Source organism: Lactobacillus kefiranofaciens (assembly GCF_014656585.1).
GTDB classification, from domain to species: Bacteria; Bacillota; Bacilli; order Lactobacillales; family Lactobacillaceae; genus Lactobacillus; species Lactobacillus kefiranofaciens.
Window position 1 is genome coordinate 898464 of the sequence record NZ_CP061341.1, and the last position, 17696, is coordinate 916159.

Sequence of the window (17696 nt, forward strand, 5' to 3'; positions counted from 1 at the left end):
CCTAGGTTATTTTTCTGTATTTAGTTATCTATTTTTCATGATTGGTTGATAGACTAGATCGATCAATATAGCTGCAATTAAAGCAACAACAACAGTAATTAAAAGATTCTGCCAACTAATTTGCATCATTGCTAACCCGCAAAGAGCCAAAATAAAGGTTAGAATAACGTCAGCAATTTGAACGATACCAACTAACTTCGACGGATAATCCTGCCAGAAGAATTTACGAGTTCTAGTAATCAATACGATTAGCATGGCACTTAGGACTAAGTAAATATAAACCATTGTTGAAATGCTTCCATGACGCCAACTATTGGTATTTAAGTACCAAACGAAGGCAAAACCTATCAAGGTCCAGCCAGCTGCTAAAGAAAAGGCAATCTTAGCTAACTTAGCCATATTCCAATTCTCTGGTTTGTAGGTAATATGAGTTCGGTCGGTGCCGATCATCATTGTAACCATGTTGTTCATGATCGTGTAAATAACCATAGCATTGAGAGCCATTGGAATATAATTGAAAAATAAGTAGCCAAAGGTCAGTAACATAGTCAATTCGGCAGTTCTAGCTAGTTTAGTTAAAGACCAAGTAGTCATTCGTTGGTAGACGCGATGCCCAGCATCAAGAATCTTTACGATTGAGCTTAAGCCGTCATCCAGTAGAACCATCTTGCTGGAACGTTTAGCTACATCGACTGCGTTAGAAACGGCGATTCCAACTTCAGCTTGTTTTAATGCAGGCGAGTCATTCACACCGTCACCAGTCATTCCTACAATGTAGCCTTTTTCTTGAAAGAACTTGACCATTTTGAGTTTATCTTCGGGTAAAACATCAGCGATTCCTGCTAATGAATCGATATCAGTATTTTCATTAAAGTCATGAATTGAGATGACTTCACCAGCTAATTCAACCTGTTTAGCTACTGCAGCAGCTGTACGCTGATTATCACCAGTTAACATGATTGGACGTACGCCACGTTTTTTGAGTTCTGCTAAGGCTGCTTTAGAATCATCTCTAACCTTATCTTGTAAAATAAAGACACCAGCTAGCCGATCATCGATTAATACGGCAACGGAACGACCGGCGCGGAAATTAATGCCCGCAATTTCATTATTGGCATTAGTATCAATGAGTGATAGCTGTTTAAATGAACCTAATTTGACATTGTGCCCATCTATTTCAGCCATTGAATAGCCTGTATCTGATGTAAATGGAGTAAATTTGGTGGCGTCGATCACAGGGATGCTATTTTGAGTTAAAAATCCAGTGATTGCAGTATCGATAATTCCTGGATTTCTCTTGTCAGTAGCTGCCCCTATTAAAGTTAGAACATCTTTGTCAGGCAGATTGCTTAAGTCGCTCCAGCTGGCCACTGCAGTTTTATTTTCGGTAATTGTTCCTGTTTTATCAAGTAAAAGCAGGTTTAGATTGGCTGCATCTTGAATTCCAGTTAAATCGGCTGTTAGAACGCCTTCTTTACTTAAGCGAGTTGCTTCAAATGAGTTAGATAAAGCAAATGTTGATGGCATGGCTACTGGAATCGAAGCGATAAACATCATTGCTAAAAATGGCAGCATATTGATCAAGGTATTGAAATTACCACCCTTGAAGAATGAAGCAATGATAATAATTAAAGTAAGCACACCGTCAAGCAAACAAAGATAGTAAATAATTTTGGTCAAAAGTTGCTGTAAATGACCAGGTGCAGCAGAATTATTGATCAAGTTAATGGTCTTACCACTTCTTGAATCTTTACCAGTGGCAGTAATAACAGCTAAACCATCGCCTTCGACAACTGTTGTACCTGCATAAGCAGTACTATCTATTTCTTTTTTGACGGGTTTGGATTCACCGGTAATTGAGCTTTCATCGCAAGCAATTTTACCATCAACTAGCTTAACATCAGCTACAAGGACATCTCCACGTTGTAAAGAGACCAAGTCGCCTTTAACCAATTGCTTAGAATCGATTTTGATCCATTTGCCGTCACGCTCTACAGCGACTTTCGGCGTTAATTTATGCGAGATGCTGTTTAACACGCGTCGTGATTGTTTCTTCTTGGAAGCACCATTAAAGGCAGCGAAAAGCAGCATTAGTAAAACAAATAATGATTGAATCCATTTGCCTAAGATGCATTCGAGAATTAAGGCAGCCTCAAGGATCCAGGCAGATAGATTCCAAAGTTTTGATAAAAATTCCTTAAAGAAATTATATTCTGGCTCAGGGACTTCGTTTAAGCCATCTTCTTTAAGACGCTTGTCAGCCTCAGCTTGACTTAAGCCGTGAAATTTTTTAGACATATATTTCCCTCCAATTTCTACCTTATTAAAATAGCACATAAACCATTGAGATGAAAATACTAAATGTAAAAGATCGGAGACGCAGTTATACGTTCTTCAAAGAGAATGATTTCTTATAATCACATTGTAACTATTAGCTAATTGTTACATAATATATGTAAGCGATTGCATTAAGAAAGAAGTGATTAGATGGCTGATTTTATTCATGTTTATTCAGAAATTGGTAAATTAAAAACAGTGTTGCTTCATCGACCAGAAAAAGAATTGGAGAATTTATCTCTTGATATTTTGAATCGAATGTTAATTGATGATATTCCTTATTTAAAAATTGCTCAGGAAGAACATGATTATTTTGCCGATACTTTAAAAAAGCGGGGAATCCATGTAGTGTACTTAGAAGATTTATTGGCTGCTTCTTTAATTAATAAAGAAGTTCGAATAAAGTTCTTAGATCGATTACTTGAAGAATCAGGGATTAAGAATAATGATCCACTGCATCAACTGCTAATGGATTATTTGTTAGACTTGCCAGTCAAGCAAATGGTGAGCCAGATTATTGCAGGCGTTAAAAAAGCTGAAATTAAAAATGTTAGACCATCTTTAGCTGATTTAGCGGAAGATCCAAGTTATCCATTTTATCTTGATCCTATGCCTAATGTTTACTTTATGCGTGATCAGCAGGCCGCCATCGGCAATGGAATGACCATTAACCGGATGACTTTTAGAGCAAGAAGACGTGAATCATTATTTATGGAGAGCGTTTTGCAGAATCATCCTGATTTTAAAGATAAGCAAATTCCTGTTTGGCGTGATCGTTATACCCATGGTCGACTTGAAGGTGGCGATGAACTGGTATTAAATAAGCATGTTTTGGCTATTGGGATTTCACAACGAACATCGGCTGCCGCAATTACGGATTTAGCTCATAGCTTGTTCGGTCATTCTAGTTATGACACCATTTTAGCCATTAAAATTCCGCATAATCACGCGATGATGCATCTTGATACAGTGTTTACTATGATTAATTATGATCAGTTTACTGTTCATCCCTTTATTTTAGATAAAGCAGGAGAGATTGAGATCTATGTCTTACAATTAGGGAAAAATGGCAATATCACGATTACGCCAAGACATAATTTGGTCAAAACATTGAAGGAATATTTGAATTTATCGGGAATTGACTTAATTCCAACAGGTGGTGGTGATTCGATCGCTGCATCGCGAGAGCAGTGGAATGATGGCTCGAACACTTTAGCCATTGCTCCGGGTGAAGTAGTGACCTATGACCGTAATTATGTGTCTAATGATTTATTGAGAAAGCATGGCATTTTAGTTCATGAAATCCGTTCTAGTGAATTGTCGCGTGGGCGTGGTGGCCCAAGATGCATGTCCTGTCCTCTTGTTCGGGAAGATTTATGATAGAGGTATAAAAATGAAATATTTGCAAAACGTTTTTCAAGGCAGAAGTTTCTTAGATTGTAAAGATTATACTCCAACAGAGATCAATTACTTGATTGATTTTGCCTTACATTTAAAGGAATTAAAAAAGGAGCATATTCCGCATGAATATTTAAAGGGTAAGAATATTGCTCTACTATTTGAAAAATCATCGACTAGAACGCGTTCAGCTTTTGTAGTTGCCTGCAATGATTTAGGTGCTAATCCAGAGTATATGGGTGCAGGTGAGATTCATTTAGGAAAAAAGGAAAGCGTTAAGGATACAGCCAAGGTTTTAGGTAGCATGTTTGACGGAATTGAATATCGCGGTTTTGCTCAAAAAGATGTAGAAGATTTGGCTAAGTATTCCGGCGTTCCCGTTTGGAATGGATTAACAGATAAGTGGCATCCAACCCAAATGCTAGCAGACTTTATGACTATTAAAGAAAAGTTCGGACATTTAAAGGGACTTACCTTAGCCTATATAGGTGATGGTCGTGATAATGTTGCCGACAGCTTGCTGGTAGCAGGCAGCATGCTGGGCGTAAATATTCACATTGTTACTCCACAACCTTTATTTACTCATCCTGACGTTCAAGCAATTGCGGATAAATTTGCTAAAGATTCAAGTTCCAAAAATTTAATTACCGCAGATATTGAAGAAGGCGTTAAAGGCGCTAATATCATTTATACTGATGTTTGGGTATCAATGGGTGAAAATGACTGGAGTGAGCGAATTAAGCTTCTAAAGCCATACACGGTGACTATGGAAATAATGAGAAAAACGGGTACGCCGGATGATCAATTGATTTTCATGCACTGTCTGCCAGCCTTTCATGATCGTAGTACCAATGTTGGTGAACAAATTTATGAAAAATATGGCTTAAGTGAGATGGAAGTTACTGATGAAGTTTTTAATTCAAAGTATGCTTGGCAATTCACGGAGGCAGAAAATAGGTTGCATTCAATTAAGGCTATTATGGCTGCTACTTTAGGTAATTTGTTCATTCCATCAGTTGATGAAAGAAGTGAATAAAATGAAAAAGATAGTTGTAGCTTTGGGTGGTAACGCAATTCAAGCTAAAGATAATAGCGCAGCTGCCCAGCAAGAAGCTGTTAGCAAGACGATGAAAGTAATCGCGCAAATGATTGAAAACGGCGATCAAGTGGCAATTACTCATGGCAATGGTCCCCAAGTAGGCAATCTCTTGCTACAGCAATATCAAGGCTCAAGCAAGTCTAATCCTGCTATGCCGCTGGATACGATTAGTGCCATGACCCAAGGCAGTATCAGCTATTGGATGCAGAAAGCTTTGGATGATCAATTGCACCATGATCATTTTCCTAGTCAAGCGGTCACGCTGATAACGCAGACAATTGTTGACGCTAATGATCCTGCTTTTGAGAATCCAACCAAGCCAATTGGCCCATTTTATAACTTTAATGAGATGCAAAAGCAAAAAATCTATCATCCTGATTATGTTTATAAGCAAGATGCTGGTCGCGGTTATCGCCAGGTCGTTGCTTCACCTGAGCCGCAGGAAATTGTAAATGCTCCAATTATTAAACATTTGCTGGAACAAGACTTTGTACCGATTGCAGCCGGCGGTGGTGGCATCCCTGTAATTGTGCGAGATAATCATTTGCAAGGCGTAAGCGGGGTGATTGATAAGGATTATAGTGCCGCAAAGCTAGCTGAGGATATTGAAGCGGATCAGCTAGTCATTTTGACTACGGTAGATAATGCCTATTTGAACTATAATCAGAATAATCAAAAAGCAATTGGCAAAGTTAAAGTAGATGAGTTAAGAGAATATCTTGATCAAGGTCATTTTGCAGCCGGCAGTATGAAACCAAAAATTGAAGCTGCAATTGAATTTGTAGAAAAAACAGGCAATTCTGCGATTATCACTTCACTAAAAAATGCTGATGAATTAGATACTGGTGTAGGTACAATCGTTTATAATTAATTACGGTGATTAGATGAATATTTTTAATGAAGGTAATTCTCAAACTATTAATCAGGTTTTAGCTGCTAAGGATCAACGAGTAGCTTTGCAACAGGCAATTTTCAAAAAATATCCAGCAGATACGTTAGTAGATGTTAATTTAAATATTCCTGGACCAATTAAAAATAATCAGTATTTAGAAAAATTGTTTCAAACAGGGATTAAGCAATTAGAAAATGAATGGCAAGAATTAGGATATCCTTATAAACTGGTTTCAGCGCTAGATCAAGATACGGGCAGTGAGAATTTTTATATTCTTGCTTTACCAATTAAAAAAGTTAAATTGTCAACGGTTGAATTTGAAGATCAAACTCAATTGGGGCGTTTATTTGATGCAGATGTGTTAGTTAAAGATCAAGCAAGAGCAATTTCGCGCAAAGATTTGAGACGAAAAGCGCGGCAATGCTTTTTGTGTTCACGTCCGGCTAAAGAATGTGCACGTTCACGACGTCATTCAGTTAGCGAGATGCAAGAATATATTTCTAATTTATATACTAAATACGTAAAATGAAAATTAAATGATCAAAATTCTATAATTGGGATAAAATGATAATGAATGAATTAATAGATATATATTTTTAATATAGGGAAAAGTATGAAATTAGAAAATAATTCAGACAATCTTAAGCAAATTGCCGCATTAATTAAATATGCTTTTTTGAAAAAGAAAGATCTAACTAAAGATGCTAACTTCATGAGTCGTTATCAACATAGCGAGGGTTATGGCTATTTTGATCAAAAACTGACTAGCTACATTATGGTAAATAAGTTTAAGAGTGAGGTCTTTGGACATCATTTAAAGATGGCAGGAATTGGCTATGTTGCTTCTTATCCGGAATATCGCGGACAAGGTCACATTTCTCATTTAGTGCAAGAAGTACTGCAAGACCTGCATCAACAGCAGGTACCATTTGCTAATCTAGCACCGTTTTCTGAGAGCTTTTATCGTCATTATGGCTTTAGCAATAGTATTTATCAAAAAGAGTATCGTTTTGCAAGTAATGTTTTGCAAAGTTTCTGTTTACCTAAGACGGGAAGAATTATTCGGGGTAAATGGAATGATCTGAATGTGCAAAATGGTGTCATTCAGTTATATGAACGTCAACTTCATACTGATGATGAACGTAATACGGTAATCCGTGAAGCATGGTGGTGGAATCGACTTGATTCTTATTATGCTCATAGAAATTTTGCCGTTTATTTTGATGCTGATGGACGACCGATGAGTTATCTCATCTATCGAATTGAGAACGACCGCTTTTTAGCGGATGAACTTTATTCGATTACGCCAGCTGGAATTTTAAGTATGTTAGGGTTTATGGGTTCGCACGCCGGTTCAGTTAAAGAATATCGAATAATTTTACCAGAAGATTCTTTGTTAGCTGAGCTTTTTCCAGAGCAGCATCAATTAGATATTCGCTTGCATCCTTATATGATGAGTCGGATTATTGATTTTCAAAAAGTTCTGTCTTGTATGCGACCTATGCAAGAAGGGATATTTAACTTAGAAGTAATTGCTGATGATCTTTGTCCCTGGAATATTGGTGTTTGGCAGTTAATGCGTAAAAATAAAGAAGTAACCGTGACTAGAAAAGAAGATGAATTGGTTGATTTTTCCGGTTCGATTACTGCTTGGACACAGGTGCTTTTAGGTCGCTTAAGTCTAAAAGAAGCGGTTAAATTAGGGTTAATAACTGATTATCGCATTAAGAAACTGGACTTTGTTAAAGGCAGAGTTTCGTTTTATGACTATTTCTAGAAAGGTAGGCATTAAGATGAGCAGACAAAAGAAACTGAACTTATTGAAAGCAATCAGTATCGTAATTAGTGGTATTAATGCAATTGTCTCTTTAATGATTATGCTTAATAAATATCAGATTAAAAAAGACAAAAAGAGAATAGCTGCCGAGGGTCACGCACCGCTAAATGAATAAGATGAATGAATTAAAGGTGGCTTATTTTAACCAGTTAGGTCAAATAGAATTGAAACAAGCCAAAAGAAAATTTGAACGGAAATATCCTGACTGTACAATAAAACTAATTGCAACAGGCTATGACGCAGTGTTTGAAAAATTGGCTGATCAAGAAGTAGATCTAGGGATTTGCGATTTGCGTGATGAACAAAATGACTATCACCAAACTAAGCTTGCTCGTTTAGGAATTAAAGCGGTTTTGCCTAAGGACAGTTTTCCTAATGGCATGCAGATGATTGATAAAGCTGAATTAGCTGATTTACCTTGCTTTATTGTTGCTAAACCAGAAGAAGAAGTTGTGGAACTGCATTTGTTCAAGGATTTATATCGTCTTCCTAGTCATTTTATTGCTGCTAATTCAGTAGCAGAAGCTGCACTGCTGGTAGCATCAGGATCAGGGTACTTTTTGCTGAATGAAAATACGGTCAAATCAATCCGTAGTGAAGACCTACAAAGTTTATTTTTGTTGGACCATCAGCAACAATTATGGCAGACAATTATGGCATTTTATCCAAAAGAAAGTACATTAATCTATAATTTTTTAGCCATTTTACAAAAAGAATATTAAGATTTGCCTTTGGTTGTGACATTATTGTAAAATTAACCGTGAAAGCGAATACAATGACGCTATAATCTGGAGATGATTAAAATGCTGAAGAGAAAATTATTACCATTGACTTCTATGGTCTTTGTTCTTGGACTGAGCGGACTTCTTAGTCAGGCTGGCACGGTTCAAGCTGCGTATGGCAATGATGGGGTAGTTACTATTCCTAAGCAAATGCGTGGCGTTTGGTATTCATATGACCGTGACGCGCATAATGGACGTAAGCTTATTTTTACTGCACATAGTTTTAATGGCAAGCCAGTTTATTCTCAAAAAAGTAGTATAGTTAGTGATTACTTTAATGGAAAGGTTAAGAAACAACAAGCATTTGATCAAGTTACTAAGAACTGGATGTCGGGTAAGACTACGAAGCTTAAGGGCGATGTTTTCTATGAGATTGACCCATGGATTAGTTTTGAAAATTGGAGCCTGTATCAGGTGGTGTTCCAGATAATTAATGGCAAGAAGCATTATATCTTAATTTATTCTAGTAGATATGATGGTGGTAACTATTGTAGATATGATGGTGGTAACTATTATAGAAGTAAAAAGCTAGCTAAAAAAATGAAAAATTATAAATTTGCAAAAGTAAATTATACGATGTAAAAAGATGCATTCGTCAGGGATGCATCTTTATTACTTTTAATATTATAAATTATGTTAAATAAATATTTTGATTTAAATTTTCAAAGAATCAATTATAATTAATGTAAAAATTATTCGTGAGGATTTGAAAATGAGATTAGAAAAAGTACCTATTTTACGTTTAGCTAAATTAGAAATTAATCCAGAAGACCATATTAAATTCGCTCAAGCAAGTGAACAGTATATGTCAGCCTCGGTTAAACAAGAAGAAAGTACTCTGTTTTTGCTGACTGGTCATGAAGATGAAGCGGGCTACAAGAATTATGCGATTTCTTGCTTCCAAGATAGAGCTGGATATAAGAAGCACAATGAATCTAATTCAACTAAAAAATTTAAGGATATAGCAATGCAATTATTGACTAATCATGTAGAAGTGGAGTTGCAACCAGAGTTTATCTCGACTAAGCCGGATAAGTTAATGGTCGGCAACCAAAACGATTATGTTGTTTACTTCACTGAAATTGGCGTACAGTTAGGCAAAGGCGATGAATTTGCTAACGGTGTGTTACGTGAAATGAAAACGGCTGTAGAAAAAGAAGAAGGTATTATAGCCATGATTGCGGGGACGATTCTGAATCAACCTAATGAATGGCTGTCGATTGAAGTTTATCAAAATGATGTTGCTTATCAGCAACACCTGAAGACTAAGCATTTTAAACGTTATCTGGAAGCAACTAAATACTGTGTAGAAAGCAAGGGGCTTCATTTGTTAAAACCAGATTGCATTGCAGATCAGAGCGAAATTTTTTATCGTCCATAAGAAAGAAAATCCAAACTATTCTAACTATTGAATAGCTTGGATTTTTTGTGCGAGAAAAGTTTTAAACGTCGTTATTAATTATGATAATTATGAGATCTTCTTATTTTTACAGGAATTGGCTTAATTGTAGGAAGCTTGCTTAAAGCTAAAGTAATGGCTACTAAGCCGGTAATTAGTAAAGCGATTAAGAGTAGAATGATCATCGATATACATATCCTTTCCATTGAATGTTTAAACTATAACAAGCAATTATTAAGAATTTTTAGATAAATGTTTAGGGATTGATTAAGAAAATAAAGCTAGGCAAAGTAGAATTAAGCAAGTAAAATATAGTTAGAGTCAAGTCTAATGTTGAAGACATTGGTTGATAGTAAATAATCAATAAATTAATTCAATCTAAAAAAGCTCATTTGTGAGCTTTTTTGTTTTATGTGCAATTGATTCATATAATAATTATTATGTTAAATTATGCTTATGCATTGAAATTATCATAGATAGTTTTAATCACTGCTTCTTCATCTTGGCGTCTTGTGCCGATCATAATTGAGATTTGTGATGCCCCTTGATTGATCATCTGAATGGAGATGTTCTTTTTACCCAAAGGGTAGAGGATACTAGCACAGAGCGTCAGTTTGTCCTTCATTCCTTCACCTACTACCATGGTAATAGCATAATCATCGATCCATTGCATTTGATCTGGATTAAGACTAGTTTGAATCTCATTACAGATTACATCAATTAGTTGATCACTTAAGGCATCTTTTTTGAAGATAATCGTTAAGTCGTCAATTCCAGAAGGCATATGTTCATATGAGACGTGATGCTTATTGAAGATTTCCATTAACTTTAATGTGAAACCAGATCCCTTGTTAAGCATGTATTTTCTCAAGTACAAGGCGGCAAAATTCTTTCCGCCAGCAATACCGGTAATTGTTCTTTGAGGAACAAAGTTATCTTCAGGGACAATTAAGGTACCAGGCTTTTCAGGAGCGTTCGTATTTTTAACATTAACTGGAATTTCACCTTGAATTGCAGGAATTAACGCCTCATCATGAAAAACGGAGAAGCCAGCATAAGATAATTCTCGCATTTCTTGATAGGTCATCTTTTTGATTGGTTTAGGGTGATCGATAATGCTGGGATTGGCGGAGAAGATCGCGTCAACATCCGTAAAATTTTCATATAAATCCACATTGAAGCCGCGAGCCAAAATTGCACCTGTAATATCAGATCCACCACGCGAGAAGGTAGCGATATGTCCGGATGGAGTGATACCGTAGAAGCCAGGGAAAATGATTCGCTCATCCGTTTGGAGCTGAATCCGCTTTAAATTAATATAAGTTTCTGGATTGACCTCTGCATTGTTAGGCGTGCCGGTGACGATTAAGCCAACATCTTTAGGCTCTAAAAAGCGCGCTTTGATTCCTTGATGTTGTAGAATCTTTGCTGTTAGCATTGCGTTAAGTCTTTCACCATGAGCTTTAAAGGTAGCCATGCGATAGTCCGCGTTAGGATAGTCAAGCTTAGGTAAAGCAAATAAAAGTCGCTTAATCTCCGCCAATTCTTTTTCGGGTAGATCGAAATATTGTGCAATTAATTCATAGCGCTTAAAAATTTTGTTAGCAATATTGTCATAGTTGTTGCTTCTTAAGCTAGTGTAGGCATAAGTAATTAATAAATCAGTTACTTTAATATCAGCGGCATTTCTTTTCCCAGGAGCGGAAACCACAATAATTTTACGGTCTGGATCACTTTTAATAATATTGAGTGCCTTATCAACATTATTGCCACTAGCTAAGGAAGATCCACCAAATTTTACAACTTTCATATTTATCCCCTTTTAAATTATTTCAAATTTAAAATAGTACTAATCATCTTTTCCATATCGGCTGGTTCGATTATCTTTTCCGCATGAGGTTCGCGGTCAAACAAAGCACGTACGCCGATTGCTAATTGACCCCCAAGTTTCTCATGTAATTTCTTAATAGCTGGGATGCCAGTTTGAGGACATTCACGACCAGTAATAGCCTCATAGACGGTTTCAGGGAACTTATAAGGACTAGCAGTAGAGATGATTATCATTTTAGTGGTGTCACTAGTTTGTTTTTGATATTGGTGAGCAACATAAGAGCCGACTGCGGTATGTGGATCGATGACATAGCGATCATAATTATAAATCCGTTTAATTTCTGCTTGGACTTGCTTTTGAGTGGCGAAGCCAGCAGAAAAGATATGCTTTAATTGGGTGAAGATCTGCTTATCTATTTGATAATGACCGCGCTGGGTTAATTGATTCATTAGACTAGCAATTTGCTGGTTGTTTTCATCATAAAGATCAAACAATAATCTTTCCAGGTTGCTGGAAACCAAAATATCCATTGCAGGTGCATTAGTCACATGGAATTTACGCCGCTTGTCATAAACGCCGTTCTCGAAGAAATCGGTTAGGACATTGTTTTCATTAGAGGCGCAAATTAGTTTTTTTATTGGCAAACCCAATTTTTTGGCATAGTAGCCAGCTAAAATATCACCAAAGTTGCCAGTGGGGACTGTAAAGTTTACCTCGTCGCCTAATTTAATTTCTTGCCGACGAACTAATTGCCCGTAAGTGTAGAGATAATAAGAGATTTGTGGCACTAAACGACCAATATTCATGGAATTGGCAGAAGAGAATTGAAAATCATTTTGAATAAGTCGCATTTTGAAGTGCTCATCATTAAAGATTTTTTTGACTTCGGTTTGAGCATCATCGAAGTTGCCTTTAATAGCAATAGCCTGCAAATTTTTACCACGTTGGCTGAGCATTTGCTTTAATTGAACTGGACTAACACCGCCTTCAGGATAGAAGACAATCACATCTGTTCCTGCTTGGTTAGCAAAACCACGCATTGAAGCAGTTCCGGTGTCTCCAGAAGTAGCCGTCAAGATAATAATTTTATGATCAGTCTGTTCAATTTGGACAGCACGTGTCATTAACTGTGGCAGCATTTGCAAGGCGATGTCTTTAAAAGCTAATGTAGGACCATGAAAGAGCTCCATGTAGAAGTTATGGTCATGCTTTTCAATTGGCACAATACTACGATCATCCCATTGTTCACTGTAAGCATTAATAACTGCGGATTTAATTTGCTCTTTTGAAAAATCATCGAAAAATAAACTAATAATCATAGCGGCAATTTGTTTATAAGAAAGTTTAGGTAAGTCTTCTAATTTAAAATCAGCTTTTGGAAACTTTACCGGTACGTATAAACCGCCGTCTGGGGCCAATCCTTGAATAATTGCAGCGGGTGAATTTAAAGTCTGATTTTTGGAACCGCGAGTACTACGATATTGCATAAATAATCTTCCTATCTTATTTGAAATATAAATATATTAACTATTGTAACTTGTTTTGTCCCTGTGGTACAATCATAAAAATAAGAAAATCATTAAAAAGAGGAATAGTACAATGGCAATCAAAATCGCATTACTTGGTTTAGGAACCGTAGGCTCCGGTGTTTTAAAAATTATTAAAAATAATCAGAAAAAAATTAAACAAACAAGCGGAGAAGAGATTGTAATTAAGAAGGCCTTAGTACGTAATCCCGCTAAGCATCAGAATTTAGCTAATGAAGTTGAATTAACTACGAGTTTTGATGAGATTCTGCATGATTCTGAGATTAAGATTGTGGTTGAATTAATGGGTGGGTTGCATCCAGCTAAGGAATACATTACCGCAGCTCTGAAAGCTGGTAAGAATGTGGTTACAGCTAATAAGGATTTAATGGCAACTTTTGGTTCAGAATTAATTTCTTTAGCGGCTAACCAGCAGTGCGATTTAATGTATGATGCTAGTGTAGCTGGCGGGATCCCCATTTTACGTACGTTGAGCACCTCTTATGCTAGCGACATTATTTCCGAGATTCAGGGAATTATCAATGGTACGACTAACTATATTTTGTCGCAGATGAGTGAGAAAGGCTTAAGCTATGAGGCTGCATTGAAGATGGCACAGCAGTTAGGTTTTGCTGAAGCTGATCCCACTAATGATGTTACAGGTAAAGATGCAGCTTATAAGATTGTTATTTTAAGTAAATTTGCTTTTGGTACCAAGATCGGCATTAATGATTTTACTATTGAGGGTATCAATAACTTGCAAGATTTTGATATTAGACAAGCTAGCCGGATGGGCTACGTAATTAAGTTAATCGGTATCGCCAAGAATATTGCTGGTAAATTGTTTGTAGAAGTAGCTCCTTGTCTTTTACCTGAGAACGCCATTATGGCTCATATTAAAAATGAGCTTAATGCATTGCAGATTAAGAGTCAGAGCTTGGGAACAGTAATTTTTACTGGTCCAGGAGCAGGTAGTTCTGCTACTGCTAATTCAGTTATGAGCGATGTGATTGCCGAAACTAGCAATTTTGTCAAACAGATTAATGGTAGACCCTTTAGTAACTTCTCCAGAATAATGAAGCTCACTTCTTCAGAGGATGTAAAATATCCTTATTATTTATCTTTTGAGGCTGAAGAGACTTTATTCGCGCTGAGTAAGTTACTATCTAAGTTAGAAATTCCAATTAGAGAGATTAAGCGAATAGACAAGAAGACAGTAGTTGTAACGGAAGATATTAGTCGACGGCAATTACAGGATTTGGCTATTCAAGATTCATACTTACGGGCTAACTATAAGATTTTGCAGTAAAGAAGGAATAATATGATTATTAAAGTACCGGCTTCAACGGCAAATTTAGGACCAGGTTTTGATTCGGTGGGGATGGCAGTTTCTCTATATTTGGAAGTAGAGGTTATGGGCGTAGCAGACCGCTTCCAAGTTGATCACGTTATGAAGGGTATTCCTCATGATGAAAATAATTTAATTATTCAAACGGCTCTACAGGTTTATCCTGGATTAAAGCCATTGCACATTAATGTTAAAAGCGATATTCCATTAGCTCATGGCTTAGGAAGCAGTTCTAGTGCAATTGCTGCAGGGATTGAGCTAGCTGATTATTTTGGCAAATTAGGGTTATCTAATGAGGAAAAAGTTCAAATTGGGGCAAAAATTGAAGGTCACCCAGATAATATGGCCCCAACAATCTTGGGCGGTTTAGTCGTAGGAACAGAAGTAGGGCATCATTTTGATGCAGTTAGCGCACCATTGCCACCGTATACATTAGTTGCATATGTACCTAACTATAATTTGCCAACTAAAAAGGCTCGTGCAGTTTTACCAAAGGAGTTAAACTTTAAAACGGCAACTCACGGTTCAGCGATTGCTAATACTTTTGTTGCAAGCTTGTTTGCTCAAAAATATAATCTTGCAGGTGAGTTAATGGAGCAAGATGCGTTTCATGAACCATATCGAGAAAGGCTAGTACCAGAATTGTTACAAGTACGTGAAGTTGCTCATCAAAAGCATGGTCTAGCAACTTACCTTAGTGGTGCGGGCTCGACAATCATGACTTGGATTGAATCAGAACATGTGAATGGATTTTTATCCGGGCTTAAGAAACATGACTTGAAAGACAAAACGGTTATCCTGCAGCCTGATGAGTATGGTGTACAAATTATAGATTAAGAAAACGACTCTGTTTTGAGTCGTTTTTGAATTTATTCATCAAATGCTTCAGCGAATGAATCGCCATCAACTAATACTCTTTTAGCATTCACAGCATACCAGTAAGGAATAATTTCTTTATCATCGTCTGTTTCAAGTTCACAATTAGCAATATCTAAAATTTTGTCTAGTTCTTTAGACTTAATCTTGGGATATAGTTTTAAAAAAGCCACTTTAGTTATGCCGTTTTGTGTAAAGCCACTATTAGCATAATTTTCAGTATTAATATCCTGAAAATCAGTCAGATCATAACGTGGCTTTAATTCATCGTCAAAGTATTTGATCTCAATGTCTTCGATCTCCATAAAGGCACCTAGTTGATTAGCCATATAGGGTAACTTATTTGCTAATTGTTCAGCAGTGTAACCAGCTTGGTTAATATTTTGCTGGTGATGCTTTTTCAGCCAAATTTTACGAACGGCATGTGCATCATGACGCGTGCTAATTATATTTTTAACTTTTTTAATAGTCGCTTGATGATGATTGACAGCTTTTTGCCATTCAATACGGTTAGGGTAAAATTGACGATATCTAACTGGGAAGGGATGGTTAATTGTGTTAAAAATATAGTTAAGCTTATCAGTTGAATAAGACTTTAATTCATTCTCACGCCAAACTAATGTGTAATATGAACTCATGTAGATTCACCTTTCTTTTTATGCATTATAGCGTTTATTGAGGTCAAAGGATACTTTACATAATTTTTATTATTAAACATTTAAGTTATATTATTAGAAATTTATGAGATACGTTGTATAATATCGATAAGCAGGAAAATTCAAAGAAAATGGAGGATTTACCAAGAATGACAGAGAATAACAAGCAAGTTAAAGCCATTGATACCAAGGCAAAAGCCCAATATGATACGGCTATCTTTGCCGGCGGTTGTTTTTGGTGCATGGTGGAACCATTTGATACAGTAGACGGCGTGGAAAAAGTGATTTCAGGTTATACTGGTGGACACGTTGCTAATCCTACTTATCAAGAAGTATGTACTGGTAAAACCGGTCATACTGAAGCAGTAGAAATTATCTATGATCCAAATAAAATTTCCTATGAAAAGCTATTAGACTATTATTGGCAAGTAACGGATCCAACTGATGCAATGGGACAATTTCAAGATCGTGGTGACAATTACCGTCCTGTAATCTTCTATAACTCTGAAGCTCAAAAGAAAGCAGCAGAAAAATCTAAAGCGGATTTAGCTAATAGTGGTCGTTTTGATCAACCGATTGTTACCAAAATTGAAAAAGCACAGCCATTTTATCCAGCAGAGGAATATCATCAAGAGTTTTATAAAAAAGATCCAGCAAGATATGCTCTTGAAGAAGCAGGGGGTCGCACTGACTTTATTAAAAAACACTGGAAGAAATAGACTTTTTCTATTGGTCCTGCTCTTAACTTTTGTTAAACTTAACATGTTCACAAAAGTGTATTTGATTGAGGATTGATATATTATGGATCAATTAGACAAATTCAACAGGCGTTATAATTTTATTTCTAAATTGTCTGCCGCATTCTTCTATTCGATTGCAGTCGCTATTGCCTTGAACTTCTTTTGGACGCCAGGGCACATGTATTCATCAGGAATTACAGGGTTTGCGCAGTTGATTAACACTGTCAGTGAGAGATTTTTGCCTTTTACTTTATCAACTTCATTGATGTATTTTGCCTTGAATTTTCCTCTGTTTATTTTGGCATGGTTTAAAATTGGTCATAAGTTTACATTCTTTACCATTGTTGCCGTTGCCTTGGGTTCGATTATGATGCATGCAATTCAGCCATGGCAGATGCATCTTGATCCGGTAGTTTGTGCAATCTTTGGTGCATCAATTAACGGGATCGGAACTGGCCTAGCTTTAAAAAATGGTATTTCGACTGGTGGACTTGATATTTTAGGAATTGTAATTAGACAGAAAACTGGCATTAGTTATGGTAAGTTTAATATCTTTATTAACTTAATTATCATTGCTGCCGCTGGATTTATGTTCGGTTGGACACGTGCCCTTTATTCAGCCTTAACTATTTTTATTAACGGGCGTGTGATCGATGCAGTTTACACGCAACATCAAAAAATGCAGGTAATGATTGTAACGCAACATCCGCAACATATTATCGACGGCATTCAAAATCGAATGCACCGTGGAATTACGATTCTACATGATGCTGAGGGTGCATACAGTCACATTGAAAAAACTGTGTTAATTACGATTATCGATAGATACGATATGTATGACATTAGGCAAATCGTTCAACAAGCTGATCCTTACGCTTTCATGAGTGTTGGTGAAGTTGAAAAAGTATACGGGCGGTTTAAAGAACAAGAAATTGTATAATCCAAAAAACGCGCTGGTTAATCCAACGCGTTTTT

17 protein-coding genes are annotated in these 17696 nt (G+C 36.5%); 13 read left to right on the forward strand and 4 right to left on the reverse strand.

The window, feature by feature from the left end; translation table 11 throughout:
• Positions 1-24: 24 nt before the first annotated feature.
• Positions 25-2298, reverse strand: coding sequence for an HAD-IC family P-type ATPase (locus ICI50_RS04525; RefSeq protein ID WP_188892029.1), 2274 nt, complete (start codon positions 2296-2298; stop codon positions 25-27).
• Between the two features lie 189 nt (positions 2299-2487).
• Here ICI50_RS04525 and arcA point away from each other — a divergent pair, with 189 nt between their 5' ends.
• The 9 genes from arcA (at position 2488) to ICI50_RS04570 (ending at position 9726) form a co-directional block, all read left to right on the forward strand.
• Positions 2488-3717 carry an arginine deiminase gene (gene arcA / locus ICI50_RS04530; protein WP_188892031.1) on the forward strand — a complete coding sequence of 410 codons (1230 nt, stop codon included), beginning with the start codon at positions 2488-2490 and terminating at the stop codon, positions 3715-3717.
• A 13-nt stretch (positions 3718-3730) separates the two neighbouring features.
• A complete protein-coding gene (argF, locus tag ICI50_RS04535) occupies positions 3731-4771 on the forward strand; it encodes an ornithine carbamoyltransferase (protein ID WP_013853953.1) in 1041 nt (346 codons plus the stop codon).
• A 1-nt stretch (position 4772) separates the two neighbouring features.
• The gene (gene arcC, locus ICI50_RS04540) at positions 4773-5705 is read left to right on the forward strand and encodes a carbamate kinase (RefSeq protein ID WP_188892033.1); all 933 of its coding nucleotides are present in this window, start codon (positions 4773-4775) and stop codon (positions 5703-5705) included.
• Positions 5706-5718: 13 nt separating this feature from the next.
• The gene (gene citX, locus ICI50_RS04545) at positions 5719-6255 is read left to right on the forward strand and encodes a citrate lyase holo-[acyl-carrier protein] synthase (protein ID WP_013853955.1); all 537 of its coding nucleotides are present in this window, start codon (positions 5719-5721) and stop codon (positions 6253-6255) included.
• A gap of 84 nt (positions 6256-6339) precedes the next feature.
• Positions 6340-7503 carry a GNAT family N-acetyltransferase gene (locus tag ICI50_RS04550; protein ID WP_188892035.1) on the forward strand — a complete coding sequence of 388 codons (1164 nt, stop codon included), beginning with the start codon at positions 6340-6342 and terminating at the stop codon, positions 7501-7503.
• Entirely contained in the window at positions 7490-7678 is a 189-nt protein-coding gene (locus ICI50_RS04555) for a hypothetical protein (RefSeq protein WP_013853957.1), read from the forward strand. Before ICI50_RS04550 ends, ICI50_RS04555 begins: the two co-directional genes overlap by 14 nt.
• A gap of 1 nt (position 7679) precedes the next feature.
• Positions 7680-8285: a LysR family transcriptional regulator substrate-binding protein gene (locus ICI50_RS04560; protein ID WP_034536134.1), complete on the forward strand. Its 606-nt coding sequence runs from the start codon at positions 7680-7682 to the stop codon at positions 8283-8285.
• A gap of 72 nt (positions 8286-8357) precedes the next feature.
• Positions 8358-8927 carry a hypothetical protein gene (locus tag ICI50_RS04565; protein WP_188892037.1) on the forward strand — a complete coding sequence of 190 codons (570 nt, stop codon included), beginning with the start codon at positions 8358-8360 and terminating at the stop codon, positions 8925-8927.
• A 130-nt stretch (positions 8928-9057) separates the two neighbouring features.
• Positions 9058-9726: a putative quinol monooxygenase gene (locus tag ICI50_RS04570; RefSeq protein WP_013853960.1), complete on the forward strand. Its 669-nt coding sequence runs from the start codon at positions 9058-9060 to the stop codon at positions 9724-9726.
• A gap of 472 nt (positions 9727-10198) precedes the next feature.
• Here the strand turns inward: ICI50_RS04570 and ICI50_RS04575 are convergent, their stop codons facing one another.
• Positions 10199-11554 (reverse strand): aspartate kinase, encoded by a 1356-nt coding sequence (locus ICI50_RS04575; protein ID WP_013853962.1) that lies wholly within the window; start codon positions 11552-11554, stop codon positions 10199-10201.
• A 17-nt stretch (positions 11555-11571) separates the two neighbouring features.
• Positions 11572-13062 carry a threonine synthase gene (thrC, locus tag ICI50_RS04580; protein WP_056941043.1) on the reverse strand — a complete coding sequence of 497 codons (1491 nt, stop codon included), beginning with the start codon at positions 13060-13062 and terminating at the stop codon, positions 11572-11574.
• A 112-nt stretch (positions 13063-13174) separates the two neighbouring features.
• Here thrC and ICI50_RS04585 point away from each other — a divergent pair, with 112 nt between their 5' ends.
• Positions 13175-14410: a homoserine dehydrogenase gene (locus ICI50_RS04585; RefSeq protein ID WP_188892039.1), complete on the forward strand. Its 1236-nt coding sequence runs from the start codon at positions 13175-13177 to the stop codon at positions 14408-14410.
• 12 nt (positions 14411-14422) lie between these two features.
• Positions 14423-15286 (forward strand): homoserine kinase, encoded by an 864-nt coding sequence (gene thrB / locus ICI50_RS04590; protein WP_013853965.1) that lies wholly within the window; start codon positions 14423-14425, stop codon positions 15284-15286.
• A gap of 32 nt (positions 15287-15318) precedes the next feature.
• Here the strand turns inward: thrB and ICI50_RS04595 are convergent, their stop codons facing one another.
• Positions 15319-15963 (reverse strand): hypothetical protein, encoded by a 645-nt coding sequence (locus ICI50_RS04595; protein WP_013853966.1) that lies wholly within the window; start codon positions 15961-15963, stop codon positions 15319-15321.
• Between the two features lie 167 nt (positions 15964-16130).
• On the opposite strand from ICI50_RS04595, the gene msrA reads away from it, so the two are divergent.
• Entirely contained in the window at positions 16131-16700 is a 570-nt protein-coding gene (gene msrA, locus ICI50_RS04600; protein ID WP_041817213.1) for a peptide-methionine (S)-S-oxide reductase MsrA, read from the forward strand.
• Between the two features lie 82 nt (positions 16701-16782).
• Positions 16783-17661, forward strand: coding sequence for a YitT family protein (locus tag ICI50_RS04605; protein ID WP_013853968.1), 879 nt, complete (start codon positions 16783-16785; stop codon positions 17659-17661).
• Positions 17662-17696 lie beyond the last annotated feature (35 nt).